This window comes from Alteromonas lipotrueiana (assembly GCF_019249245.1).
GTDB classification, from domain to species: Bacteria; Pseudomonadota; Gammaproteobacteria; order Enterobacterales; family Alteromonadaceae; genus Alteromonas; species Alteromonas lipotrueiana.
Genome location: NZ_JAESDK010000013.1, coordinates 50660 through 76389, shown reverse-complemented (window position 1 = coordinate 76389; position 25730 = coordinate 50660). Strand labels below are relative to the sequence as shown.

The 25730-nt window shown below is 48.2% G+C and carries 25 protein-coding genes; 5 read left to right on the top strand and 20 right to left on the bottom strand.

From position 1 onward, the window contains the following. The first annotated feature begins 109 nt into the window (after positions 1-109). Positions 110-1486 carry an NAD-dependent succinate-semialdehyde dehydrogenase gene (locus JK130_RS10150; RefSeq protein WP_218354201.1) on the top strand — a complete coding sequence of 459 codons (1377 nt, stop codon included), beginning with the start codon at positions 110-112 and terminating at the stop codon, positions 1484-1486. Positions 1487-1542: 56 nt separating this feature from the next. On the opposite strand, the gene JK130_RS10145 is transcribed toward JK130_RS10150, so the two are convergent. From JK130_RS10145 to gspC, 12 genes are read right to left on the bottom strand one after another with little or no spacing between them, the layout of a single operon-like run. Continuing rightward, complete coding sequence (locus JK130_RS10145) at positions 1543-2298, bottom strand: type II secretion system protein N (RefSeq protein ID WP_218354200.1); 756 nt, start codon at positions 2296-2298, stop codon at positions 1543-1545. Continuing rightward, positions 2295-2774, bottom strand: a complete 480-nt coding sequence (gene gspM, locus JK130_RS10140; RefSeq protein WP_218354199.1) for a type II secretion system protein GspM — start codon at positions 2772-2774, stop codon at positions 2295-2297. Before gspM ends, JK130_RS10145 begins: the two co-directional genes overlap by 4 nt. Then, positions 2771-3970 carry a type II secretion system protein GspL gene (gene gspL, locus JK130_RS10135; protein ID WP_218354198.1) on the bottom strand — a complete coding sequence of 400 codons (1200 nt, stop codon included), beginning with the start codon at positions 3968-3970 and terminating at the stop codon, positions 2771-2773. The genes gspM and gspL overlap by 4 nt, the downstream gene beginning before the upstream one ends. Beyond that, positions 3970-4989, bottom strand: a complete 1020-nt coding sequence (gene gspK, locus JK130_RS10130) for a type II secretion system minor pseudopilin GspK (protein ID WP_218354197.1) — start codon at positions 4987-4989, stop codon at positions 3970-3972. The genes gspL and gspK overlap by 1 nt, the downstream gene beginning before the upstream one ends. Beyond that, positions 4971-5612: a type II secretion system minor pseudopilin GspJ gene (gene gspJ / locus JK130_RS10125; protein WP_218354196.1), complete on the bottom strand. Its 642-nt coding sequence runs from the start codon at positions 5610-5612 to the stop codon at positions 4971-4973. The genes gspK and gspJ overlap by 19 nt, the downstream gene beginning before the upstream one ends. Positions 5613-5615: 3 nt before the next feature. Then, positions 5616-5996 (bottom strand): type II secretion system minor pseudopilin GspI, encoded by a 381-nt coding sequence (gspI, locus tag JK130_RS10120; protein ID WP_246587752.1) that lies wholly within the window; start codon positions 5994-5996, stop codon positions 5616-5618. Beyond that, complete coding sequence (gspH, locus tag JK130_RS10115; protein ID WP_218354195.1) at positions 5993-6622, bottom strand: type II secretion system minor pseudopilin GspH; 630 nt, start codon at positions 6620-6622, stop codon at positions 5993-5995. The genes gspI and gspH overlap by 4 nt, the downstream gene beginning before the upstream one ends. A gap of 24 nt (positions 6623-6646) precedes the next feature. After that, on the bottom strand, positions 6647-7081 hold the full coding sequence (gene gspG / locus JK130_RS10110; RefSeq protein ID WP_218354194.1) for a type II secretion system major pseudopilin GspG: 435 nt from the start codon (positions 7079-7081) through the stop codon (positions 6647-6649). Beyond that, positions 7081-8301 carry a type II secretion system inner membrane protein GspF gene (gene gspF, locus JK130_RS10105; protein WP_218354193.1) on the bottom strand — a complete coding sequence of 407 codons (1221 nt, stop codon included), beginning with the start codon at positions 8299-8301 and terminating at the stop codon, positions 7081-7083. The genes gspG and gspF overlap by 1 nt, the downstream gene beginning before the upstream one ends. Positions 8302-8303: 2 nt before the next feature. After that, positions 8304-9869 (bottom strand): type II secretion system ATPase GspE, encoded by a 1566-nt coding sequence (gspE, locus tag JK130_RS10100; RefSeq protein ID WP_218354192.1) that lies wholly within the window; start codon positions 9867-9869, stop codon positions 8304-8306. 2 nt (positions 9870-9871) lie between these two features. Then, positions 9872-11917 carry a type II secretion system secretin GspD gene (gene gspD, locus JK130_RS10095; protein WP_218354249.1) on the bottom strand — a complete coding sequence of 682 codons (2046 nt, stop codon included), beginning with the start codon at positions 11915-11917 and terminating at the stop codon, positions 9872-9874. Positions 11918-11933: 16 nt separating this feature from the next. After that, on the bottom strand, positions 11934-12890 hold the full coding sequence (gene gspC / locus JK130_RS10090; protein ID WP_218354191.1) for a type II secretion system protein GspC: 957 nt from the start codon (positions 12888-12890) through the stop codon (positions 11934-11936). A gap of 122 nt (positions 12891-13012) precedes the next feature. Here gspC and hslR point away from each other — a divergent pair, with 122 nt between their 5' ends. Both hslR and hslO read left to right on the top strand, forming a co-directional pair. Beyond that, positions 13013-13417 carry a ribosome-associated heat shock protein Hsp15 gene (gene hslR, locus JK130_RS10085; protein ID WP_218354190.1) on the top strand — a complete coding sequence of 135 codons (405 nt, stop codon included), beginning with the start codon at positions 13013-13015 and terminating at the stop codon, positions 13415-13417. A 47-nt stretch (positions 13418-13464) separates the two neighbouring features. Beyond that, the gene (hslO, locus tag JK130_RS10080) at positions 13465-14367 is read left to right on the top strand and encodes an Hsp33 family molecular chaperone HslO (RefSeq protein ID WP_218354189.1); all 903 of its coding nucleotides are present in this window, start codon (positions 13465-13467) and stop codon (positions 14365-14367) included. A gap of 142 nt (positions 14368-14509) precedes the next feature. Here the strand turns inward: hslO and JK130_RS10075 are convergent, their stop codons facing one another. Next, positions 14510-15013 (bottom strand): lactoylglutathione lyase family protein, encoded by a 504-nt coding sequence (locus JK130_RS10075; RefSeq protein WP_218354188.1) that lies wholly within the window; start codon positions 15011-15013, stop codon positions 14510-14512. Positions 15014-15112: 99 nt separating this feature from the next. Between JK130_RS10075 and JK130_RS10070 the strand changes: the two genes are divergently transcribed. Next, on the top strand, positions 15113-16006 hold the full coding sequence (locus JK130_RS10070) for a LysR family transcriptional regulator (RefSeq protein ID WP_218354187.1): 894 nt from the start codon (positions 15113-15115) through the stop codon (positions 16004-16006). A gap of 37 nt (positions 16007-16043) precedes the next feature. On the opposite strand, the gene JK130_RS10065 is transcribed toward JK130_RS10070, so the two are convergent. Both JK130_RS10065 and JK130_RS10060 read right to left on the bottom strand, forming a co-directional pair. Beyond that, a complete protein-coding gene (locus JK130_RS10065; protein WP_218354186.1) occupies positions 16044-17150 on the bottom strand; it encodes an NADH:flavin oxidoreductase/NADH oxidase in 1107 nt (368 codons plus the stop codon). A 75-nt stretch (positions 17151-17225) separates the two neighbouring features. Beyond that, positions 17226-18380: an iron-containing alcohol dehydrogenase gene (locus JK130_RS10060; RefSeq protein ID WP_218354185.1), complete on the bottom strand. Its 1155-nt coding sequence runs from the start codon at positions 18378-18380 to the stop codon at positions 17226-17228. Positions 18381-18607: 227 nt separating this feature from the next. Here JK130_RS10060 and JK130_RS10055 point away from each other — a divergent pair, with 227 nt between their 5' ends. Continuing rightward, complete coding sequence (locus JK130_RS10055; protein ID WP_218354184.1) at positions 18608-19513, top strand: LysR family transcriptional regulator; 906 nt, start codon at positions 18608-18610, stop codon at positions 19511-19513. Here JK130_RS10055 and JK130_RS10050 read toward each other — a convergent pair. The 5 genes from JK130_RS10050 to purD all read right to left on the bottom strand — a co-directional run bounded on the left by JK130_RS10050 (position 19496) and on the right by purD (position 25722). After that, positions 19496-21004, bottom strand: a complete 1509-nt coding sequence (locus tag JK130_RS10050; protein ID WP_218354183.1) for a serine hydrolase — start codon at positions 21002-21004, stop codon at positions 19496-19498. The genes JK130_RS10055 and JK130_RS10050 overlap by 18 nt on opposite strands. An 81-nt stretch (positions 21005-21085) precedes the next feature. After that, positions 21086-22405 (bottom strand): two-component system sensor histidine kinase EnvZ, encoded by a 1320-nt coding sequence (gene envZ / locus JK130_RS10045; RefSeq protein WP_218354182.1) that lies wholly within the window; start codon positions 22403-22405, stop codon positions 21086-21088. Positions 22406-22422: 17 nt separating this feature from the next. Beyond that, positions 22423-23148 carry an osmolarity response regulator transcription factor OmpR gene (gene ompR, locus JK130_RS10040; protein ID WP_218354181.1) on the bottom strand — a complete coding sequence of 242 codons (726 nt, stop codon included), beginning with the start codon at positions 23146-23148 and terminating at the stop codon, positions 22423-22425. 209 nt (positions 23149-23357) lie between these two features. Continuing rightward, positions 23358-24260, bottom strand: coding sequence for a phosphoribulokinase (locus tag JK130_RS10035; protein WP_218354180.1), 903 nt, complete (start codon positions 24258-24260; stop codon positions 23358-23360). A 172-nt stretch (positions 24261-24432) separates the two neighbouring features. After that, on the bottom strand, positions 24433-25722 hold the full coding sequence (purD, locus tag JK130_RS10030) for a phosphoribosylamine--glycine ligase (protein WP_218354179.1): 1290 nt from the start codon (positions 25720-25722) through the stop codon (positions 24433-24435). Positions 25723-25730 lie beyond the last annotated feature (8 nt).

Here is a 25730-nt window from a genome sequence, read left to right as displayed (position 1 = left end):
TGTATAAATATTTAACTTAATGATTTTAAAGGGGTAAGCGAATTGTCGCGAAGCTGGTTTTGAAGTTGCAACAGCTCTGGTTACATATATTCCTTAAAGGAGCCAAACTATGTCAAATACCGTCGATACCATTAATCCGGCGACCGAAGAGAAATTACAGTCTTATACATTGCTAAGTGATGACGAAGCAAATAAGGCTGTCGACAATGCTCATGAGGCATTTACTCAATGGCGCAAAACATCATTGTCGGAGCGCAGTAAGCTATTAAATGCGCTGGCTGACAAAATCGATGAACGGGCCGATGACATTGCTGAACTTATGGTTCAGGAAATGGGCAAGGTTAAAGCACAGGGTTATCAGGAAGTTGAGCTATGTGCCAGTATTTGTCGTTACAGCGCTGAACATGGCCCTGAACAACTTAAAGATGAAAAGCGTGCCTACGAAGGGGGCAATGCGGTTATCTCGTATCAGCCTACCGGTGTTATTTTAGGTATACAACCGTGGAATTTCCCTTTATATCAGGTTATTCGCTATAGCGTTCCTAATATCATGGCGGGTAACACCACTGTATTAAAGCATGCTGACAATGTCTTTGGTATGGCAAAGCTGATTCAGGAATTATACGAAGAAGCCGGTTTTCCAAAAAATGTGTTTCAGTCACTGATTATCAGTGGCGAGACTGCCAGCAAGCTGATTCAGCATGAAAAAGTCCGGGGCGTGACTTTCACCGGATCAGACACAGTCGGCAAAAAAGTAGCTGAAAACGCCGGTAGCCAGTCGAAGAAAAGTGTCCTTGAGCTGGGCAGTAATGATGCCTTTGTTGTTCTTGAAGACGCAGATATTGAAACGGCGGTTGAAGCGTGTGTACAGGGCCGTGTGATAAACAACGGTGAAACCTGTGTTTCTGCCAAGCGCATTATTGTTGCTGATAAAATTTATGATGAATTTCGCGATGCTTACCTTGAAGCCTTTAAAGGTCTGAAAGTCGGCGACCCTCAAAACGAAGATACCGATGTGGGTCCAATGGCGCGTAAAGATCTTATCGATAAACTGCATGATCAGGTTCAGGATTCAATCAAAAACGGCGCTACCTGCACGTTAGGTGGTGAGATGTCTGAAGGTAAAGGATACTTTTACCCGGTCACTATTTTAGAAAATGTGAAGCCTGGTATGCCAGCTTACGATGATGAATTGTTTGGTCCGGTCGCATCATTTATTCGCGCAAAAGATGATGAAGATGCGATGCGTCTGGCGAACGACTCGCGCTATGGCCTGGGCGGAGGAATTTTCTCGAAAAATACTGACCGTGCCATCGATCTGGCCCGCGACGAGTTTGATACAGGTATGGTCAACATCAACGGGTATGCGTTAGCCCAGCCTAACCTGCCGTTTGGTGGCGTTAAAGAAAGTGGCTACGGACGCGAACATGGTGGCTTTGGTATTAAAGAGTTTGTGAATATCAAAACCATTCTTGTTGCTGACTAAACATAGCGACAATATTACCAATGTAAAAAAAGCACCTGCGGGTGCTTTTTTGTTTTCTACAACTCAAAGGTCGTGTACCCCTGATTATTGGGCTGTCCAAAAAGGCGCGCAGCCTGATGCACTTCTTCAGGTAACGTGTCATCGGGTTTAAACTGACCGGCTACTGAAAACTGATTAAACAAGGCATTTACCTCAGCCTGCATCGATAGTCCGAGTTTATTTGGCTCGCTGACCTCAATAGCAAAATTTCCCTCGGTACATCCTAGCTGCGCAGTATACGAACCAAAGTCAATGGGCCCCTTAGTGCCGGCTACTGTGGCATTTAGCCAGCTTCCTTGCCCCTCTAAGGTATTACAGCGTTCATTGTAATCCAGCTGGGCTATTGTTGCTTTAAACCGGCCTGATGCATTTACCGGCAAGGGTAGGGGGACACGGGCCAGCACGGTATCAACAGGCAAATACAATTCAAAGTTACTAAGCTGTAAGTTTTGTTCAGAAAAAATGCGCGTGCTGATAGGTCCTGCAAAAGAAATTGCCTGGGCGTCTCGGGCGTTACCTGCACGTACATCAATATTTAGTCGGCCGATAAATAAAGCCAGTGGGTTAATCGACCAATCAACATTTTGTACTGGAAGCTGATTAACTTCAATCTGCTGCGCGCGGCCATTCCATATGGTTCCGCTGATACCGTAAATTTTTATATTTGCAGGTAAATTGATGCGGTTGATTACCTGGCTTGCCGGCAGATAAGCGATTAAAAACAATAAAAATATAACAAAAGCGGCAAGTAATCCGCCAATACGAACCTTCATGAAACCCCTAATTGTAGTCGACGTATTTTTATTAAACCGGGTGCGCCAGCCTCGGCAATATCTACCTGTAAAATTACGATACCCTGGTTCTCCAGCGCTTTTAACCATTCGAGCACCGAATCAAAGGGCGCCTCGTCTACCCATACCTGTAATTCATCATCCTGAGGCTGTAAACGTGAAACCGGGATACCAAACTGGCTGGTAGACTGGTTCACAGCCTGGGTTAGTGAGCCTGTAAAGCCACTGCTTGTACTACTGGTCTGACGCAACCGGCGAGCCTGTAACGCTTTGTCTTCAACCCAGTCGAGTAATTGCTGCTGGCTTTGAAGTTGAGTACGCGCCGTGTCAACACCATTGGCTAAAGGAGCCCAAATCAGAAAATAAAACAGGGCCACAAATATGGCTATTCCGGCAATAAAAAGCAGTTTTTGTTCACGCTCGCTCAGAGCAAGATATTTTTGTTTAATGCTATTCATGACTGGCTCCGAATGGTCACGTTACCAATAACTTTGTTATCGCGGTTGTTAATCGCCCCCTGATCCACCTCAAATCCGGCATTTTGAGCCAGCCGGCGAAACTGTTCTAAGGCCTCGAAATTATCGCCCATAGCCTGCATGCGTAGCTCGACCCGGCTGGCATCAAAGCGCAGTGTTTGAGGGCGCACCCGAGTGGTGTCAAAGGCAGGAGACAGTTGCTCTAACATAACCAGCATAGAAGCATCGCCACCTGACTGTTGAAGGCGTGCCATTTCGCTGTTTATTTTGCGCCGTACATCGCGATACACACCAAGGTCAGGAAATCCCGCCTGCACGGTATTGTCTACCTTCACCGCCAGTTCGGCGTTTTGCTGATTGAGCTGATAAAGTGTTATACCGCGCTCGGCCAGGGTTGCGCCAAGGGCTAAAACCGCCAGAACCGCGGCGACCTGCCACTGCTGAAGCATACCGCTACGCTGACGCTTAACTTTAAATTCACCTTGCAATAAATTGATTTTATGGCGTATTGCCTGGGCTGCTAATACCTGCATGGGAAGATCCAAAGGCGCTTGTTCCACCTCAACATTAGGCAGGGGCTCTGGGGGTGGTTCGCAGTAGCAGACTAACCTGACCGGTTCAGTCTGCTGGCGAGCAAGATGTGAAAAGGCCGGTAAAATCCAGCTTTTTTCGCCTTGCAGGCCTTTCCATTGCTCTTCGCGAAGCAAGATATCGTTACCAATACTCAGCATTGACCAGCCATTTTCACAAGGCGGAACCGCCAGCACGTCAGGCATAATGGTATCGCAGTATAACCCGGCAGTCTCAAGCCACTGCTGCCACTCAATAAGCTGTTCACGAGCCACGACTGCTACCGCTTGGCGGTCACCCATTTTGGGACCTAGCGCAAAAAATTGCTGACTAATGTCTGAAGCCAGCTCATCTTCAAGCATAAAAGGAATAGCATTTAGCACCTTACGTCCCGCCCGCGGGGGTAACTGCACCCAGGTAAGTAAAATTTCGCTGGCCGGGGCAAGCGCAATTACCGGACGCTGTCCCGCCCGGGTAGTCAAACTAGACAGAGCTTCGGCATCAGGCAGTTCGCCAGAAGCAATGACGGTGTCATCCTCAGGCGCGTATATTAGCCATTGGACCGGTTGCTCCGGGCGCGTACCAAGACGTACCAGTAATTGTTCCATTAATTCACTCCTGCGAACTCACGCCGGACCACGGTGACCGGACTGTCTGATGCTACTTTTAAAACCGAAGTCATAGTAAAGCGAGCATTATTGTAGCGAGTCTTGCTGTGTAATATAAAATATTCTGTGGTGACACTGAACCAGCTCTTTTGCTCGTCAGACAATTCAATTGCTGAAATGGCCGGTTCGGCCAAAAAGTCACTGCTATTATCCCAGCCATCAGGCGGCCGAGCATCAATTAAATTTTGCGCCGCTGGCAGACTTAGACCTGTTATGCCAGCCAAAACGGCGGCCCGTTCAGGGGTTAGTGTATTCACATTGACCGATAACGTATTGCTTTGGGGAATGACGCACACCAAAGGTAATAGCGCATTTAGCCATTTAGGACTGACTCCGTTTATTAAACGAAGTTCTGACTGAGAGCTCATCAGGCGGTTGGCGGCCAGGTAAGCGGGCGATTTAGACTCATAAGTACTGTCTTCGGCGCCATAAGAGCGCATCTGGCTGTCGTCATCGAGCCAGTCGGCAAGACTGTCTCGCAAGGTATCGGCATCATAACTGGAAAGCTCAAGCTCGGCGGCTAATAATAATTGATGAAACGCGGTCATAGAAGCACTGACATTTATGCCAGAAGAGCCTGAACCTGCAGAACGGGCGTTAGCCGTGTCAGGTTGCAGCGCATTAAGATTAAAGCAGCTTTGCATGTCTTCAAGCCGTGCCTGAATAACCCCGTTTTCCACCGGATAAGAAAACGCCTGGGCCCAGGGCTGATTTAGTGCAATTTTATCGCCGGTGTCTTGCATTAAAGTATACAGCGAGCGACGTGCTAAAGACTCGGCGCCCATGGCGTACCAGTAGGCCTGATTATTGTCTTTAAGATTAACGGTGCGCTGAATATTCAGTTGTAATCGTGCGCCCATCTCGGTAGCCAATACGGTGACCAGAGCCACAATAAGCAGCACAATAAGCAAAGCCACCCCGCGCTGTGAAGATAGCCGGCTCACAACCCATCGCTCCATAGCGTAAATTCGCGCCGAATAGTGCCAAAATCCTGGGTTTGAAGGGTTAATGCGACAGCTTTTGGTAAGGCTGAGCCGGTATAGGTGTCATTCCAGGTGATGGAGCTGCTGGCGCTTGGCTCGTTATTGTCAGTCTGGGCTACAAACTCAACCCGAAAATCGGTTACACCGGTAAGCAATACCCGCGTTTTAGGTTCATAGCCAATAACGTTGTCGACATAGTTTGAGTAAAGCCGTTCTAGTTTATTGTCAACCAATCGGTAAGCAACGGTTTGCTGAGTGCTGCGCGCCAGCATCATTTGCGGGTTTTGCCAGCCACCGCGAACAAAGGCCAGTCCATCGGCATCGCTGTCATCCAGTTCGCCCCCGCGCATAACGATATCGGTTTGCTCGCCATTTATTCGTACAGGTCGCTCTATGGCCTGCAATACATCGCGTTCAATGACGAGCATTGCGCGCTGCAATGCCTGTAGTTTTTCGAAGCGCTCTTCAGAAATTTGATTGCTATTGATGACCGAATTTAACACCCCCGTAGAGGCCAGGCCTATCATGGCAAAAATTGCCATCGCGACCAGAATTTCAAGTAGGGTAAAACCGGCTGCGCGGCTAAAACGTGTTGGCATCAGTTATACCTCAGGCTGCGACACATAACTCACCACTGAGGTCACACTTGACTGGTACGACTCATCCAGACCTACTTTTACTTCAATCTGGCGCAAACCTTTATCATTGGTTTTTTTGACATTTTGCTGCCAATACCAGGTTCTGTCAGCCATTTCGATAGTGCCTTTCTCATTGTTTTCAGGCGGCCACTTTGAGGTTAGTTTTATCTGGTTTAACCGGTTTGAGGCCACCCAGGTCGCAAAGGTAACTTCTTCAATATCGCCCACGCTGGATAAGTGCTCAGTGGCCGCTTTCATAACCGCAGTCCCGGCCATCGCAAAGATAAATAAAGCGACCATAACTTCCAGCAAAGTCATGCCGGTCTGTAACCGTAAAGTGCTCATAGCTCAACGTCTCGCAGGGGGCCGGTAAGCTCAACCGGCGCAAAGTCCTGTAGTTGCAGCTGAAAATACGTCGGATCTTCGTTTGTGTAGTCGGGTTCGTAGGCAAAGGTAAGAATAAAAGGGGTAATCTCACCGCTGGACATAATGAGTATTTGGGGTGGGGGCAAGGGTTTATCTTCTGCACTACCTACATTGATGTCGCTGTCATCTAAAGAAAACTGCTCATCAAATATTTCCCGGTCGAACAGTTGCTGCTCCTGATCCCAGGGCAGGTCATCTAAATTCAGCGTTAAAGAAAAAGGCTCAGGTAATTCGCGTGCAGCGTAAATCTCTATATCATCAATTTGCTGCCACCGATTTTCATCGTTTAACACCATAAAAAAATAGCCATTGATGTCAGGGGCTATGCGTATCCCCAGCTGCTGTTGATTCATCACCGCATAGTCTGACGCCATATCGGTGAGAACCTGAAAGCGGCGAGCATGTTGTTCAAGCTGCTCGGCTTGGTTACTGCTAAATCCGTTAAAAATAACCACGCTGGTGGCCAGGCCCATGAGCAAGAGTACCAGCATAATCTCTAGCAAAGTGAAGCCGCGGGCTGTAAATACCGACCTGTGCGACTTCATTCAGACCACCTATTGCCTATCAAATTACTGGTATTCGTTCAGGTTCCAGTTGCCAATGTCATCATCGGTACCGGGCTGCTGGTCAGGGCCATTAGAAAAAATATCCACCTGTCCCATTTCTCCCGGGCTAATAATTACGTAGGGATTGTTCCAGGGGTCTTCTGGCAGACGTTTAATAAAGCCTCCCTGCGGATAGTTGCGTGGCAATGGCTCAATAGTCGGCTCGTTTACCAAAGCATCAAGGCCTTGTTCAGTGGTAGGAAACTGACTGTTTTTCAGCTTATACATCTCTACTGCACTTTCGAGTTGCTGTATATCTACAGCCGCTTTTTGCAGCTTGGCGTCTTCCTGATTGCCCATAATATTTGGCGCTACAATAGAGGCCATAATACCAATAATCAGTAATACCACCATGACCTCAATGAGGGTAAAACCAGCAGGACGGACAGAAGTTCTCATTATAAGTTCACCGTTTTATTAAGTTCCAGAATAGGTTGTAAAATTGCGATAACAATAAACAGTACCACGGCAGCCATGGTAACAATCAACATCGGTTCAAATACTTTGAGTGAAATACTCACCAAAGATTCAAATTCACGGTCCTGATTATCAGCAGCCCGGCCTAGCATATTTTGTAACTCGCCTGACTTTTCGCCCGACGCAATCATATGCATCATCATTGGCGGAAACATACCCGTGTTATCTAATGCCGCACGCAGGCTGCTGCCTTCTTTAACATTAAGCGCAGCCGCCATAATTTGTTGCTTCATGTATTTATTTTCAAGTACATCGGCGGAAATACGCATAGCTTCTAACAAGGGCACCGCACTTGAAGATAAAATACTGAGTGTTCTGGCAAACCGCGAGGTATTCAGGCCACGTGTCACTTTACCAATGAGCGGTACTTTTAACAGCCACTTGTGGTACTTAAGCTTTAACGCGGGCTGTTGCAACAGACGTGATAAAACCACCGCCAACACTACCAGCACAACCAGCAAATAAAGCCCGTAATTTTGTAACCATTCACTGATACTGATAAGCAGCTGTGTAATGCCGGGCAAATCCTGACCCATATGATCAAACTGGTCGACTATTTTGGGTACCACTACGGTTAATAGTAGCAATACGATGCCAATGGCGAAAAACATCATCAATGACGGATAAATCAGGGCCTGTGTAATTTGACTGCGAGTTTGCTGGCGCCGTTCGGTGTAGTCAGCCAAACGGTTTAGCACTGTATCAAGGTGTCCTGATTTTTCACCTGCGGCCACCATAGCGCGATACAATTCATCAAAAATACTGGGAAACTCGCCCATGGCATCGGCCAGGCCATGGCCTTCGACCACTTTGCTACGTACCGCCATCATCATATTGCGCTGACTGGGTTTGCTGCTTTGTTCGGCCACGGCAAGCAAGGCTTCTTCAATGGGCAAAGCTGACTCGACCAGCGTAGCCATTTGGCGGGTTAACAGCGCCAGTTCAGAGGCTGAAATACGTGGTCTGAATAACGTAAACCGGGTTTGCTTTTGACGATGCTTTTCAGCAACCTGTTCTACCTCTACCGGAATCAGGCCTTTTTCACGTAGCTGCTGACGCACTTGTCTGGCGTTGTCGCCTTCAAGTACGCCACTGGTATTTCGGCCCCGGGCATTCACGGCCTTATAAGAAAATGCTGCCATGATTAATCTTCCCGGGTAACCCTAAGTACTTCTTCAAGCGACGTTACGCCAGATAGTACTTTACGACAGCCATCTTCACGAATACTGGGAGTAAATTTACGTACGTAGCGCTCAATGGCTTGCTCACCTTTTGCTTCATGCATCATTTCACGAATTTTTTCGTCGATAATCAGTAATTCGTGAATGCCGGTACGGCCCCGATAACCAGTTTGATTGCAGGCCGCGCAGCCCCGAGGAGCATAGATAGCAGGGACCGACGACAGCTCGGCCACCCCTAAAATCAGAGCTTCCTGCTCGCTGGGCTGATGCGCCGTTTTACAGTCGCCACACAGGGTACGAACCAGACGCTGTGACAATACCGCCAGTAAGCTAGAGGATAATAAAAACGACTCAATCCCCATATCTTCAAGTCGTGTGATTGCGCCGGCCGCAGTATTGGTGTGCAGTGTCGATAATACCAAATGGCCTGTTAAACTGGCTTGTACGCCAATTTGCGCTGTTTCGATATCCCGAATCTCACCGACCATCACCACATCAGGATCTTGTCGCAAAATAGCGCGTAGCCCCCGGGCAAAAGTCATCTCTACCCGCGGATTGACCTGAGTCTGGCCAATGCCCTGTAAATCAAATTCGATGGGGTCTTCAACCGTAAGAATATTCCGGTCTTTGCTGTTAATTTCGCTTAAACCTGCATACAAGGTGGTACTTTTACCCGACCCGGTTGGACCGGTAACCAGGATAATACCGTGGGGTTTGCGAATAAGGGTGGCAAAGTGGTCGCGGTTAGCTTTTGTCATGCCCAAATCTTCTAAATTCAGACGGACGTTGTTTTTATCAAGCAAGCGTAAAACTACTCGCTCACCATGACTTGATGGCATGGTAGAAACCCGAACATCAACCGCGCGACCTGCAATACGTAAAGTAATACGACCATCCTGAGGCACCCGCTTTTCAGCGATATCCAGCTTCGCCATTACTTTTATGCGCGATACCAGCATAGAAGACAACTTACGATTAGGTCTTAATATTTCGCGCAATACGCCATCAACCCGAAATCTTACGACCAGCTGACTTTCAAAGGTTTCGATGTGTATGTCTGACGCCCCTTCTTTAATGGCTTCGCCCAACATAGCATTGATAAGTTTGATGATAGGCGCATCGTCTTCGCTATCAAGTAAGTCTTCGGTGTCAGGCAATTCTTCGGCAAGGGCAAATAAATCACTTTCGTTGCCTAAATCTTCCATTAATTGCTTAGCCGCCGACGAATCCCGTTGAAATGCTTTGGTCAGCAGGCCTTCAAATTCATCCACCGGAATTTCGGTCAGGGTAAACCCTTCACCATAAAACCGTCTGACCTCGGCAAACACACTAAACGGGGTTTCTGCGGTGTAGTACAGTACTGCCGGCTCGCAATTGGTTTCTAATAGTACCCTATTACGCTTGGCAAAACTAAAGCTGAGCTGGCGCGGATCCTTTGGGGCCAACTCATCATTTAAGGCTGCAGATTCTAACGCCTCTTCCTGCGCTCGCAGGGCAGCATGTTGTAACTGCTCGTCATTACCAGCCATGCTTAGTTATCTTCCTTTTTCTGTTGCTCCAGAATATATTCTTCAAAGGAAGGGGGCAGGGCTAGCGAGTCATCCCACCCAGGCATTGAGGGCTGTTCGTCGTCGGTTAAAAACGAGCCGCCTTCTTGCTGGTGGCGAATTTGCTGAGCTCGGATATAGTTGTATTTGCGATGACTGATTTCGTTCATTGTTACCCCGTCGCGTACAATTTTGGGGCGCAAAAACACCATCAGGTTACGTTTGCGTTTACTGATAGACGTTGATTTAAACAAGTGGCCGATGATGGGGATATCCCCTAACAAGGGCACTTTTGAGACACTTTCCTGTACATCTTCGTCAATCAGGCCACCCAGCACAATGGTGCCGCCATCATCAACAATGACAGTAGTTTTGATTTGTCGTTTGTTAATTGATATATCGACAGCAGTGGCGCCGCTTACGCTTGAAACTTCCTGTTCTATGGTTAGCTGTACGGCATCACCTTCGTTTATTTGGGGGGTAACTTTTAGCTTAATGCCCACTTCCTGACGCTCTACCGTCTGAAACGGATTAGAGTTGCTATCGCCGGTGGTGGTGCCGGTAATAATTGGCACTTCCTGGCCCACGATAAAAAAGGCTTCTTCGTTGTCCATGGTGGTCAGATGCGGTGTGGCCAGAACATTAGAGTTTGTGTCGGTACTGACTGCCTGTACAACCGCGCCCCAGCCATTATCTATAATGCCGGCAATCAGACCATTGGCCCCTGACAGCAAACTGGCCAGCGGGGTTAAATTGCCTTCATCGCGGGTGGTAACCTGAACAACACTGCCGTCGTCGGTAATAAAAGCTTCGGTGTCGGTTTCGTCTTCGGCTTGTCTTAGTGCTACACCCAGCGCGCCAACCGGCACAATACCATTATTAAATTGCGTACCGCCGCCTTGTTCCGAGACCCACTGAACCCCTAAAGTGGTGCCATCACCTTCAAACACTTCGACAATAATGGCTTCAACCTGAACCTGGGCCCGGCGCACATCAAGCTGGCGAATGACCTCTTCAAGAGATTGCAGCATATCGGGCTCAGCAGTAATTACTACGGCGTTAGAAGACTCATGAGATTCAATTGAAATATCACGGCTTGCTGAAGCAGCCCGTCGATTTTGTCCGCTTCCACCTTCTTCAGCCTGAATGCTGGCAGAAACGCCTTGCAATACCTTCACCAAATCTTCGGCTTTTGCGTAGTTAAGAAACACCACGCGAGTATTGCCGTTGGTTTCAAGCTCCTGATCCATACGCTGAATAAGGTTAACAATTCGGTTGCGGCCCTTTTCGTCGCCACTCACAATAACCGAGTTGGTACGATCGTCAGCTACTGCCCGTGGCGCCGACTTTGCCCCTGCGGTGGCTTTGCCCTGCGACTTATTAATGCTATCAACAATACGTACCATTTCTGAAGCCGAAGCGTAGCGCAGCTTTACAATCTCTACTTCTTCGTCGCCCGCCTGGTCCACACGTTCAATAATCTCTACCAGCCGATTGACTACGGCTGCCCGGCCGGTCAGCATCATCACATTGGAAGCATCGTGACTTACCACATTGCCCCCGCCGGCCTGGTTATTAAGCTGGCGTAAAATAGGCGCCAGTTCGCGTACTGGTACGTTGTACACAGGCACTACCCGGGTGATCATTTCATCACCATCAAGCAGAGCGCCTTCCATTACCGGTATGTTAGATGTTTTAGCATCTTTAGAGCGCACCACCTTTAATATGCCGTTTGGCATTTCAACCACGGCAAAGTCGTACACCTGCAACACATTCAAAAAAAACTGGTAATACTGCTCTTCGTCCAGCATGTCATAGCTGCGAACACTGATTTTCCCCCGCACGTTGGGGTCCACGATAATGGTGCGCTCTAAATTTTTGCCTACAATATTAATGAACTCATTAATATCCGTATCTTTAAAATTAGGCATGTATTCTGCCGCGGTCACAGAAACACTTAAGCTGAGCAATGCCGCGCAAACAGCGACGGTAAATTTTGACAGCAATGTACGACTAGCTCGCCTCATGATGTATGTATTCCTATTCTTATTCTTCGCCAGTGGCAGGGATATCAAGATAAACGGTTTGATATTCTCCGTCACGGGTCAATGTCAACTCGATATTTTGCGCCGAACGCAATGCATTCATGGCTTCCATAGACTGTTGTGTGTCAGTCAGGCTTAACCCATTAATCTGTACAATAATGTCGCCGGCTTCAAGCCCGGCTGATTCAAATAACGCCGGATTTTTTCCGGGCTTTACTTTGTAACCTACCAACTGCCCATCAGCCGTTTCAGGAGCAATTGAGATAAAGTCGGTAAAGTCTGAGGGCTGTTCGCGCAGAGCACTGGTTGCTTCGGCGGCCTCCCGGTTTAGCTGAGTTGCGTTGTTATTCGTCGCAATTTGACGCTGGGCTCCAGAATTCGCTAATGTTCGACCACGATTGTTATTGGCAGTTCTGGAATTTTTCTGACCTTTTTCGTAGTCTACTCCATCGAGCATTAAGGTTTCGTGACGCGCTCCATTTTTAATAATAACGCGATCGGTTTCTACCTGTTTTAAGATGGCATTGGTGCTGTCAATTTTTTCTCCCAGCCCATACACCATCTGGCTGCCTTTGTGTTCTATGATAGCCGCAGCTTGTTCAACTATTGAACTGGCCACTACACCGGTCAATACTAAATTCAGTTTGGTTTGCGGGGCATCAGTTACTTTTTGTTCTACCTGTTTAGCCGGCGCTTCATTTTTTTTCCCGAACAGATTTAACTGTTGTATTCGCGAAACATCGACCCCACCTTTGGCATTAGCGTCAGCAATTACCGACGTGTTTATTGTTGAAGGAGCCACTGAGCTGGCCGGTGTGGGCACAAGTTGCCAAATAACACGGGCTAAAAATGCCAGTAAGTAGATACTTAATAGCACAACCACGATGTTGCGCAGCGTCTTTTGGTGCTGACTTAGTGTCGCAGTCAGAGAATGGTAATTTATTTTATCAAATGTCATGCTATTAACGGTGCACTGCTTGTAATAGTTAAAATAAGGTAAACCGTAAGTTTGGCAAATTCATAATAGCCCAGACGGTAAGGCGCTCACAACAGTAAATGTAACAGTGGCGAAATTATTACATGAGTAATCCAAAACAAACCCAGCAAACACAAAATGTCAGGCTTGATAAATGGCTATGGGCGGCCCGCTTTTTTAAGACCCGGGCGCAGGCCAGAGACATGGTGCAATCAGGTAAAGTACACTATAACGGTCAGCGCGCAAAACCCGGTCGTAACGTTGAACCTGGAGCGATGTTGCTTGTTCCGGTAGGCTACGATACCAAAGAAATTGAAATTCTGGCGCTTAGCGACAAACGTCTTGGTGCGCCGCTGGCACAGGAACTTTACAAAGAAACCGAGCAAAGTATTGTTAACCGGGAAGCAAACCAGCAAGCCAGAAAGTTAAATTCGTTCCATAGTCCAAAACCCGACGGCCGTCCGGACAAAAAGCAACGTCGTGAAATTATCAAGCTAAAGCACAGTTAACCCGGGTCACTTACGGGTTTAGCAAAACAACAGGATCTGCCCTTATTATGAATGACTTTGACCAACTGCATCGTTTTTTGTTCAATCGCGCGAATGTGCGTGGAGAGCTGGCTCGACTGGATGACAGCCTGCAACAAATTGTGCACAGCTATGAATACCCGGTACAAATACAGCGTTTGCTGAGCGAAATGGCAGCCGCTACTTGTTTGTTAACCGCTATTTTAAAATTTAAAGGCGAAATCAGCCTGCAGGTACAAGGCCAGGGCGCGGTAAAATATGCCGTCATCAGTGCCACAAGTGATCACACCCTGCGTGGGGTTGCACGCTGGGACGAAACATTGACAACACTGCCGGAAACCTTTGATGAGCAAATTAAAAAAGGGGTACTGGTTATCACTATCACCCCTGATGAAGGCGAGCGCTATCAAGGGGTAGTGGCACTTGATAAACCTTCTTTGGCTGAGTGCCTGGAAGGCTACTTTGCTCAGTCTGAGCAGCTTGCCACTAAGGTATTGTTATACACCGACCTAAGTCAGCCAGAACATGCCAGAGCCGCAGGTATTTTATTGCAGGTTATGCCCACTCAGGCCAGCAATACCAATGTAGATGAAGATACCGACTTTGAGCATCTGGTAAAGCTAAGCGAAACCTTATCCAGTGAAGAAATGTTCAGCCTGTCTGTGCAGGATACTTTGTATCGACTGTATCACCAGGAAGAGGTAGAGCTGTTTGAGCCAGTCGCGATACAGTTTGCCTGCTCTTGCTCACGTGCCCGTAGTGCTGAAGCATTACGTAACGTTGAAAAAGCCGAACTTTTGCAAATTGTTGAAGAAGAAGGCGCAGTAAAAATGAATTGCCAGTATTGTCACACCGAATACCGGTTCGACAGCATTGATGTGGAAGCGATTCATGCAGGGCGTTTCGACGAAACCCCTCCAACCGAGCAATAATCGACTAAACCACTCATTATTTTCTATCGGCCGGGCGCGATGATCAATCATCGCGCCTTTTTCATACGTTTTTCAATGTATAGCAAAAGCTACTTAATTACAGGCTGTAATTACCCCCCATCATTTGCGGGGCTCGGGATGCTTATTCGTAGGCACCGCTGGCGTAGGTCAATTCATAACTGTGGCTATAAATTTCCAAAATATTGCCAAACGGGTCTTCCATGTAAATCATCCGGTAAGGTTTCTCGCCCGGATAATAATACCGTGGTTCCTTCATACGGCGTTTGCCACCGGCTTCTTCAATTTTAGCCGCCAGACCTTCTACATCCGGGTCCTGTACACAAAAATGAAAGATACCGGTTTTCCAGTACTCAAAGTTGTTTTCCGGATTTTCCTGCTTTTTAAACTGGAAAATCTCAACGCCGATACGGTCCCCGGTCGATAAATGGGTAATTTTAAACTCACCCCAGCCTGGACCGAAGACATCGGTACACATTTGTCCAATGGGGCTGTCATCTTCTTCGATAGTGGTAGGCTTCATAATCAAATACCAGCCCAGCACTTCGGTATAAAACTTTACCGCTGCATCTAAATCAGGGACCGACAAACCAATATGGCTGAACGTTCTTGGATAAGGGGTGGGCATAACAGGTCTCACTTGTTCTGATGAATTCAGGAATAAGCTTACGCCGCTAATGCTAAAATGATAAATTATCAATTATATTCAAAATGATAATTTATTTTTATGAAACTGAATCCGGTGTGGCTCAAGACTTTTCAGATGCTGGTGGATACCGGCCACTTCACCCGTACGGCCGAAACTTTGTTCATGACTCAGCCTGGGGTGAGTCAGCATATCAAAAAGCTGGAGGCCGCCTGTGGCCATGCCTTGCTAAAACGCAAAGGTAAAAGCTTTACCATTACCGCGCAGGGCGAGCAGTTGTATCAGTACGCCAGGCAACTGAGCGAATCTGAACAGCAGCTGTTGAGTCAGTTAGGAGCTGAAGATCCCTTTGCGGGTGCTTGTCGCTTGGCCTGTTCAGGCTCTACGGCCATTCGACTTTATGGTCATCTGCTGGATTTACAACATCAATATCCCGCTTTAACAATACACATGCAGGCCGCTCCCTACCGGAGTATTTTGCAGGGCATTACGCAGGGGGATATAGATTTAGGTATTGTGTCAGAAAAACCGGACTCTCTGCATTTTGCCGCCCAGCCAATAGGCAGGGAAGCCATTGCGCTGATGGTGCCGGCCCACCGGCCTCAGGGGGCCCAAAGTCTGAATTCGTATCTTTGCGGGCTGGGTATGATTCGTCATCCTGACAGCGATTATTATACCTCTCTGTATTTGGGCAGCAGCGCTTCGGCACTGTTACGGGCGGTGCCTTTTGCTCAAATTCCCACTCATGGGTTTATCAATCAGATTCACGATATTTTGTTGCCGGTGGCACGTGGCCTGGGCTTTACCGTGCTGCCGCGCAGTGTGCTGGAAAAAAGTAATCATAGCGAGCGGGTATCGGTGATGGGAAGTATGCCGCTTATTGAAGAGCCATTATTTTTAATCTACCGGAAAAATCGCGAACTGCCGGCGCGGTTTAATACGCTTATTCCATTGCTGGGGGAACATTTACAATAAAAAGGCGCGGATTAACAACCGCGCCTTTTTTATCATTTTATCGTTCGGCCGCAGGGGCGTAGCGATGTAACCAGTGCGCATACGGTGCGGGCAATACCCACGACGGGTCTTCTTTTGCCAGCTGCTTCGCTGCATAATAGGTCCAATGCGGATTAGCCAGATGCGCGCGGCCTACCATCACGACATCAATTTGTTCATTAGCAATAGTTTCATTCGCTAGCTCTGGGGTATCCACGCCCCAGGCGGTAGCCACCGGGATTTGCGCTTCATCACGAATACGCTGAGCAATAGGCGCCAGGAAAGCAGGGCCCCACGGAATATCAGCTTCTGGTGTGTTAAAGCCAATACTGACACTGACAAAGTCGGTCCCTGCTTGTTTAAACTGTTTAACCAGCTCGACTGACTCGCTCAACATTTTTTCGTCATTGCCATCAAATTCGACCACACCCAAACGAACGGTAAGTGGCAGGTTTTCAGGCCATTCTTTTCTAACCGCTTGTAATGTTTCGATTAAAAATCGGCTGCGACCGGCAAAGTCACCGCCGTATTCATCGGTACGCTTATTGGCATGTTCTGAGAAAAAGCTTTGCGCCAGATAACCATGAGCAAAATGCAGCTCAAGCCACTCAAAACCGGCTTCAATTGCGCGTTTTGTCGCATCGACAAATTCTTGCTTAACCCGGTTAATATCACTTTTGGTCATTGCCTGTGGCGTACGTGGCAAATTAGCCCCAAAGGCATCAGCTGAAGGACCAATAGGTTGCCAGGCGGTAGGATCGTTATCAGCCAGGTGATCATCGCCTTCCCAGGGTTTGTTCGCGCTGGCTTTACGACCAGCATGCGCCAGCTGAATACCGGCAACTGCGCCGCCTTGTTTAATTTTTTCAGCTACCTGGGTAAGGCCTTCAATATGTTTGTCATCCCACAAGCCAAGACATCCGGGAGTAATGCGCCCTTCTGGAGATACGCCCGTAGCTTCAACCACCACTAAGCCTGCACCACCACGAGCCAGCGTGGCATAGTGCGCCTGGTGCCATTCATTGATAAGTCCGTCTTTGGCGCTGTACTGGCACATAGGCGGCACTGCAATGCGGTTACGTAAGGTAATGTCTTTAATTTTCAATGGTTCAAATAATGCGGACATGAAGATAACTCCTTCAAAAGTTGGGTCATAGCCAGGCAATGGGGTGTGTAGTGTACTCACGCCTGGCGTTAAAAGTTACGCAGCCAAATTCAGTATTTGCCGTGCTTTGGCTAAATCAATATCGCCATGTTCGCCCAAGGCGGTCATGCCATTTTTCTCAAGATTTGCCACAATGTCATCAATGCTGCTTTTCTCAATCTGATAGTCGGCCAGACGTGTTTTGACCTGCATATCTTCAAAAAAGTCCTGTACTGCTTTGATGGTTAAATCGATACAACGACCTTCATCTTCGCCGGTGATCCCAAACACACGTTCACCCAGCTGCAGTATTTTCGATTTTTTCTGCTCGCGTTGTACAAACATCAATGAAGGCAACACAATTGCCAGCGTCTGGGCATGGTCCAGGCTGTACAATGCAGTAAGTTCATGGCCAATCATGTGAGTAGCCCAGTCTTGCGGCACACCCTTACCAATCAAACCGTTTAACGCCATGGTGGCCGACCACATTACATTGGCGCGCACATCGTAATCGTGTGGCGTACTCAATGCTTTTGGGCCTTCTGTAAGCAAAGTTTGCAAAATACCTTCGGCAAAACGATCTTGTAGCGGGGCGTTAACCGGATAGGTTAGATACTGCTCGATAACATGGACAAAGGCATCTACCACACCGTTGGAAACCTGTCGGGGCGGCAGGGAATAAGTATATGTGGGGTCAAGCACGGCAAATACCGGCTGCACCGAATCTGCACCAAATGCCCGTTTTTGTGCCGTTTCTCTGCGATTAACGACCGAGTTACCGTTGCTTTCTGAGCCGGTGGCGGGCAGGGTAAGTAGCGCGCCAATGGGTAGCGGATTAGAAAATTCGGCGCCACTGACCAGAATATCCCAGGGGTTACCAGCAAAGTTAACTGCTGCGGCAATAAACTTTGCCCCGTCAATAACACTGCCTCCACCCACAGCCAGAATAAAATTCACCTGATTGTCGCGCGCCACCTGTACCGCCCGCATCAAGGTTTCATACTCAGGGTTTGGTTCTACGCCACCAAACTCAATCACATTGACGTTACTTAATACCTTTGTCACATCATCAAATATGCCATTTTTCTTGATGGAGCCGCCGCCATACAAAAACAGCACATTAGCGTGTTCAGGTAACCGGCTGGCGATTTCCTGAACCTGATCTTCGCCGAATAAAATTTCGGTGCGGTTTTTAAAAGTAAAATTCAACACAGAGTACTGCTCCTTAAATTATAATCTGTGCAGGTGCCGGTACATTGTTATCGCTCGTACCGCCCTGCGTAATACACGGCTGGATAGACTTGGTGCTTCAGCTTTAGCTCAAAAGCGGCTGAAGCTCACTAGCCGCCTGTTAGTGGAGCGAATACTAGCGGTATTGCGTCATATGAAGAAGTCAGATAAATTGCCGTCAGCCATAAATATTCTGATGGGTCGTAAGTATGTCGCACCTCACACAGTTAAAAACCTTTGTTGAAGTTTATCGCAGTGGCAATATCACCCGGGCGGCGGCGAATTTACAAATGTCTCAACCGGCGGTTACCTCGCACATCCAAATTATGGAAACAGTCATTGGTAAAGAGTTGTTTATTCGCAAAGCCCGGGGGGTAGAGCCTACCAGCGTTGCGCACGATTTAGCTTTGCAGGTGTCTTCGCACATCGACATTCTTGAGCAAAAAGTAGCGTCTATTCGCAGTCGCGCAGCCACCGTATTCGGAACTTTGAATTTAGCCGGACCAGCCGAATACCTGAGTTTTGTCGCCGGGCCGCAATTGGCAAATTTGCTGCAGGCTGAGCAAGTGAACCTGGTGATTCACACCGGCAATAAAAACAACACCTATACGCTGCTTGAAAATCAAACCGCCGAGTTAGCCATTACCGCTTCGGTGCCAGACACGACCCGTTACGAATGGCAGGTACTGGATAAAGAATCGTTATTGCTGGTGATGAATCGGGTGGAGGGTCGAGAGCTTAAGGGCAAACCCATCAGCGCTGCCTTGTTAAATCAATACAAGGCGGTGGCTTATGATGAACAATTACCTTTAATCCGACAGTATTTTCATGCGGTATTTGATGCAACCTGTGAGTCGCGGGTGGCGGCCATATGCCCCGATATTCGCGCCATAGCGTCCATTGTACGCTCGGGCATCGGCTATACTGTGTTACCTGACTATTTATGCAAAGGCGCAATTAAAACGGGCGAACTGGTACAGTTGGGCGAGCCGGGCCCACAAAACAATGTATATCTGGTATGGAAAAAAGGCGCATTGCGTCACCCACGCATCGCATTTGCTAAAGATGTAATAATGGCCTTTGCTAATATCAACTATTTAACCGGCACTGCCTGATGTAACCGGTGTTGCAGCTTTTTGTCGCAGCTTGATATGCTCAAGCTTTTTGCGCGCATTAGCACACCAGTAGCAGCGCTTATCGGGTGCCAGAGCCAGCGCGTTTGCAAAGCTATGTTTGGCTGCCTCTAGCTGGTTATCTTTAAGCTGAGCTTCACCCAAACTGTCCCATAAATTACCGTCATCAGAAAACTGCTCGGTATTAAGCTCTAGCAGTACAATGGCTTTTTTATGGTAGCCGGCATCTGACAATGCCAGCCCCGCGCGATTAAGCACCACCCGTTCTTCCATTACCTGGCTAAATTGCCGAATTAATGCTTTTTTCAGTGCTTGCGGTGAAGATGAATAATTCAGCGCAAAACGTAATACCCGGGTTATCGGGCCAGGTTCAAACGCTGGCGGGTTAAAGGTGTTGTCTGCAAGCATCAATTCAATGTTTTCGCTGAGCGCCGGGGTTGGCTGCATCAATGCATTTGATGCAAAAATTATTACCTGTTGCTGCTCGGGCTGCCACCTGAAGTCAAAGTAGAATACACCATCTGAGCCATTGTGTGTAATTAGCTGGCCCCCATCAGGCGCACGATACAATGACCAGCCATAGCCATAATGCTCCTGAAATTTAGCATTGGCTAAAACATGCGGATGACTAAGCTCATCCCATTGCGCTGCGCTGATAACGGTATGATTTTGTAGCGCCTGATACCACAAGTACATGTCTTCCACCGAAGATACCAAGCCCCCATTGCCTTTTAGCGCCCAGCTCACCCGTCCATGCTGGCGATAGTGCGCTAAATTAGGCTGCACTCTCAGCACGCCCGCTTTATAACCTGGTGCAACTTGTTGCTGATCGGTGTTTAACTGCAGGTAGCCGGTGTGCTCCATACCCGCAGGAAGCAAAAGATATTTGCGCAATGCTGACTCATAGGTCATTGAGGTTACTTTTTCGATAATACGCGCCAGTACGCTGTAACCCACATTTGAGTAATGAAACGAGGCGCCAGGCTTATCAATAAGAGGCGTACTGAGCACTGTTTCAAAAAATACCTCGGTACTTATGGGGTCAAAGTCGCTAACGCCGATACCACCGGGCAAGCCGGAAGAGTGGGTTAGCAGTTGGTGAAGGGTGATACTTTGTTTGTCTTCAGGAACTTTTGCAAAGTAGCGGGCTAAAGTATCCTGCACACTCAGTTTGCCTTCGCTTTGCAGTTTTACAACAAGCGCCGCGGTAAACTGTTTTGTTACTGAGCCAATATCAAACAGGGTGGCAGGCGTGATTAGCGAAGACTGATTGTGTTCAGCCTGGCCATAACCTTTTTTCAGCACGACTTTATTTTTACTGGCAATAATCAGTGCACCCGAAAAACCACTCTCAACGCTGCGGGTAAGATGATCATCAATACGTTCTACGGCCCAGCTTTCGCCTTGTAACGTGGATTGCGCCGAAACCTGAATAGTCCAGCTTAAGATGATCAACAATACAAATGGTTTCACGTTTTGTCCCTAATGTGCATGGCGAGCTGTAACCGTAAGTATAGAAAATGCTGGCTCGCAATGCAGTCAAAATTCATTGGTTTATTTTGTTGTAACAGGCAGCCAAAACTCTGCAATCAAACCCTGCTGAGGGTGATTTCGCAAGGTGATTTCGCCATTGTGACTATTGATAATTCGCCGGGTAATGGCAAGTCCCAGCCCCGAACCCGTACTTCCCCGGGCACTGTCGGCCTGGGTAAAAGGCTGAAACATGTTACCCAGCGAGGTGTCTGGAATACCCGGGCCAAAATCTCTGATCTTGCAAAAAATGCGTTTACTTTTTTGATCAAAAAAACTGGTTACCGTAATTTTGTCGCTACCGTAACGAAATGCATTTTCTATAAGATTATCCAACACCCGCTTAACGGCTACCCGCCCCAAAGGAGCGTGGGGTAAAGGTGTAAGCTTTAACTCAATATGGTGAGTCTCTTCGATATGACGAACCTGAGCCTGCTCTTTAATCAGGTCATTCAGGTCGGTTAGCTCCTGCTGACCTATGGTATCCATTCGGGCATAATCAATAAACTGGTCGATAATAGCATTCATATCTTCAATGTCGTGCACGATGCCTTCGCGCACCCAGTCGCTTTCGGCAGGCAGCATTTCGGTGGCCAGACGAATCCGGGTCAGGGGAGTTCGCAGATCGTGAGAAATACCGGCCGTCATCAATGTTCTGTCGTGCTCAAGCTGGGCAATGCCCTGATTCATACGATTAAACGCCCGGGTAACTTCAATAATTTCGCTGCTGCCCTGTTCTTTTAATGGTGCCGGAGTCTGACCTTTACCCACCTGTAATGCGGCGCTTTGTAAAGCATGAAGCGGCCGATTCAGCCGGCGCACAAATAACCAGCCTCCCAATACGCTCAGACTGCCTATAACCATCAGGTAAATCGTCAGTGGTGAAATATTGGCTTCTGCCCATCCTGAAAGAGGTATGCTTATCCACGTATTGGGATGGCTGCTAAGTGATATCCAGACCAGGTAAGGCTTATCTTTAATACGGTCGCTGTCCATAGTGCTAATGCGCACATCAGCATTTTGCGCGAGCTGCGCCGACACCTGATTAGACATAAACCGGTAGCCGGTGGTTTCTGCCAGGCCGCGTTGCATTGCTTCGGAGGTACTTAACACACTAATGCCGGTGGCTTCGGTATAGATACGCCGTTGTGTGGTTTTGCTGTCTAAAATACCTTTTGCCAACATGCCTTGTACCTGGGTGGCCAGCAGACTGTTGATTTGGGCTGAAGTAGGACGAATAAAGTAATAGGTTACCGAAAGGTATGACACCACCTGGTTAACCAGCAGCAGCATGCCAATAAGCAAAACCGTTTGCCCAAACGCGCTTTTGGGTAAAATTCGCATATTTAAGATTGTCCGGCTTAGTCCTGCGCTTCGCCATCAGGCACAAACACGTACCCCAAGCCCCATACCGTCTGAATGTAGCGGGGTGAGGCGGGATCTTTTTCAAGCATACGCCGCAAACGCGATACCTGAACATCAATGCTGCGCTCTAAAGCGCTATAGTCGCGGCCCCGCGCCAGGTTCATCAATTTATCACGCGACAACGGCTCGCGCGGATGAGTAACCAGTGACTTTAACACCGCAAATTCGCCACTGGTCAGAGATAAAGGGGCGCCCGAATCTAGCATTTCGCGGGTGGCCAGATTAAGCTTGTAGGTTCCAAATTCTATGACTTGTTCACCGCGGGTAGGCGCGCCGGGCGCATCGGCAATTTTGCGGCGCAGTACGGCTTTGGTGCGAGCTAGCAGTTCACGGGGATTAAACGGTTTTGGCAGGTAGTCGTCCGCGCCCATTTCAAGGCCGATTATACGGTCAACCTCGTCGCCTTTGGCGGTCAGCATAATAATAGGCATATCGTTTTGAGCCTGGCGCAAACGACGGCATATAGACAGACCATCTTCGCCGGGAAGCATAAGGTCCAGCACCATAATGTGAAAGTTTTCGCGCGCCAACAAACGGTCCATTTGATCGGCATTAGCAGCGCTACGAACCTGATAGCCTTGTTCTACTAAATAGCGTTCAAGTAAAGCCCGCAATCGCATGTCATCATCGACGACCAGTATTTTTGAGGTTTCCTGACCCATAATATGCCTGTTTTTTGTTTTCTTTCACTATAACCACAATTCTTTACGGCTCCAATATGTTCGCCGGTAGATTTGCAATAAGGAGTGTTACAAAGGGTGTCAGGAAAAAAGATATCGGCATCGGGGACGTACATCAGACCCAGGCCACGATGGTGAGCTTTAAGGTACTTAGCGCTACAACTTAGTTGCGCTTACCGATAATCAGTAAATTAATCGGTACTTACCCAGTCCATCTGATGACCTGCACGCCGCTTTTTATCCAGAATCTCTTCAATCAAGGGCGTTAGAATAAGTTCCATAGCCAACCCCATTTTGCCGCCAGGTACCACCAGAGTATTGATACGAGACATAAACGAGCCCTCAATCATTTGCAGTAAATAAGGAAAATTCACATTACGCATTTCACGGCGAAACCGAACCACTACAAAGCTTTCATCCTGCGATGGAATTTCGCGGGCGCTAAATGGGTTTGAGGTATCAACCGTGGGGACACGCTGAAAATTGACATGGGTGCGAGAAAATTGCGGCGTGATGTAATGAAAGTAATCGTCCAGCCCGCGCACAATATTGCTCATCACAGCCTCACGCGAATGACCACGATCAGTAGTATCGCGCACAATTTTCTGAATCCACTCTAAATTGACAATGGGCACCATGCCCACCAGCAAATCAACAAACTGGGCTACATCGTTATCTTCTGTTTTTACGCCACCATGTAACCCCTCGTAAAACAGTAAATCCGTTTTTTGAGGCAGTTCTTGCCACGGTGTAAAAGTCCCGGGCATTTGATTAAAGGGCACAGCTTCATCAAAGGTGTGTAAATATTGGCGATACTGCCCAAGGCCTGTATGACCATACTCCTGAAACAACGTTTCAAGTAAATCAAAGTCGTTGGCTTTGGGGCCAAAATAGCTGATATGCCGACCCTGCTCCTGAGCTTTTCGAATTTCAACTTCCATCTCGGGCCGGGTAAACCGATGAAAGCTGTCGCCCCCGACCACCGCAGCATTAACGTCAAGATTACGAAAAATATGACGGATGGCATTGGTCGTGGTTGTGGTGCCGGCACCGGACGAACCCGTGATGGCGATAATAGGATGTTTTACAGACATACGGTGCAATGTACTCGAAGCCGGACACTAGTTATAAGCTGGCTGATAAGATTAATCAAGAGGCAGCCTGTTTACTAAACCCATAAACAGGCTGTTTATTTGCAGCATTTTGTGGCTAACGGCACGTATTTATACCGCCAGATACCATTATGCGTTTAAGCATCAACAGGCGTTATGCTTCGCTTTCACGGGCTATGGCTCTGTGAGCAATGTCGGTTCTGAAGTACATATCCTGCCAGTGAATATGGTTAACCAGCGCATAGGCATGTTGCTGGGCTGCGGTAACATTGCTGCCTAGTGCGGTAGCACACAGTACCCGTCCACCGCTGGTGACAATCTCACCATTTTGTTCTGTCGTACCGGCATGAAATACCTTGCCTTCTTGGGTATCGGTATCTTGCAAGCCGCTGATTACTTCACCTTTGGCATAGCTGCCTGGGTATCCTCCCGCCGCCAGCACCACGCCGACCGCAGCGCGCTCGTCAAATTCAATCTGTTGACTGGCAAGCTCGCCCTTACAAGCGGCCTGACAAAGCGCAACTAAATCAGAGCGTAAACGCAGCATAATTGGCTGGGTTTCAGGGTCGCCAAAGCGGCAATTGTATTCAATAACCTTTGGTGTACCATCGGCCGCTATCATCAGACCTGCGTAAAGAAAACCTTTATAAGAATGACCTTCTTCGGCCATACCTTTGATGGTGGGTAATATTACCTCATCCATGATTCGCTGGTGGATTGGCGGGGTTACCACCGGGGCCGGAGAATACGCCCCCATACCGCCAGTGTTGGGCCCTTTATCGCCATTGGCTGCCCGTTTATGGTCCTGACTGGTGGCAAAAGGCAAAACGCTCTGGCCATCTGCCATAACGATAAACGAAGCTTCTTCACCTTCCAGAAACTCTTCAATAACCACTCGGCTACCCGCTTCGCCAAATGCATTGTCGGATAGCATGTCACGAATCGCATCTTCAGCTTCATCTTGTGTCATCGCCACGATAACGCCTTTGCCGGCCGCTAAACCGTCGGCTTTGATGACAATAGGGGCTCTGTGTTGCTGAACATAAGCCAGGGCAGGCTCAACTTCAGTAAAATTAGCGTAGGCTGCTGTTGGAATATTATGGCGCGCCAGAAAATCTTTGGCGAACGCTTTAGAGCCTTCTAGCTGAGCCGCCGCTTTTGACGGGCCAAAGACAGTTTGACCCGCTGCCTCGAAGGTATCGACTATACCTGCAACCAACGGCGCTTCGGGGCCCACAATAGTTAGCGCCACGTCATTTTTTTGCGCAAATGTGAGCAACCCATCGATGTCTGTGGCATTTATGTCAACATTTTGTAACCCCGGTTCGCCCGCAGTGCCTGCGTTTCCGGGTGCAACAAATACTGTGTTGACAGAAGAAGACTGCGCGGCTTTCCAGGCTAACGCATGCTCGCGGCCACCGCCGCCGATAACAAGTACATTCATTAAAGTTT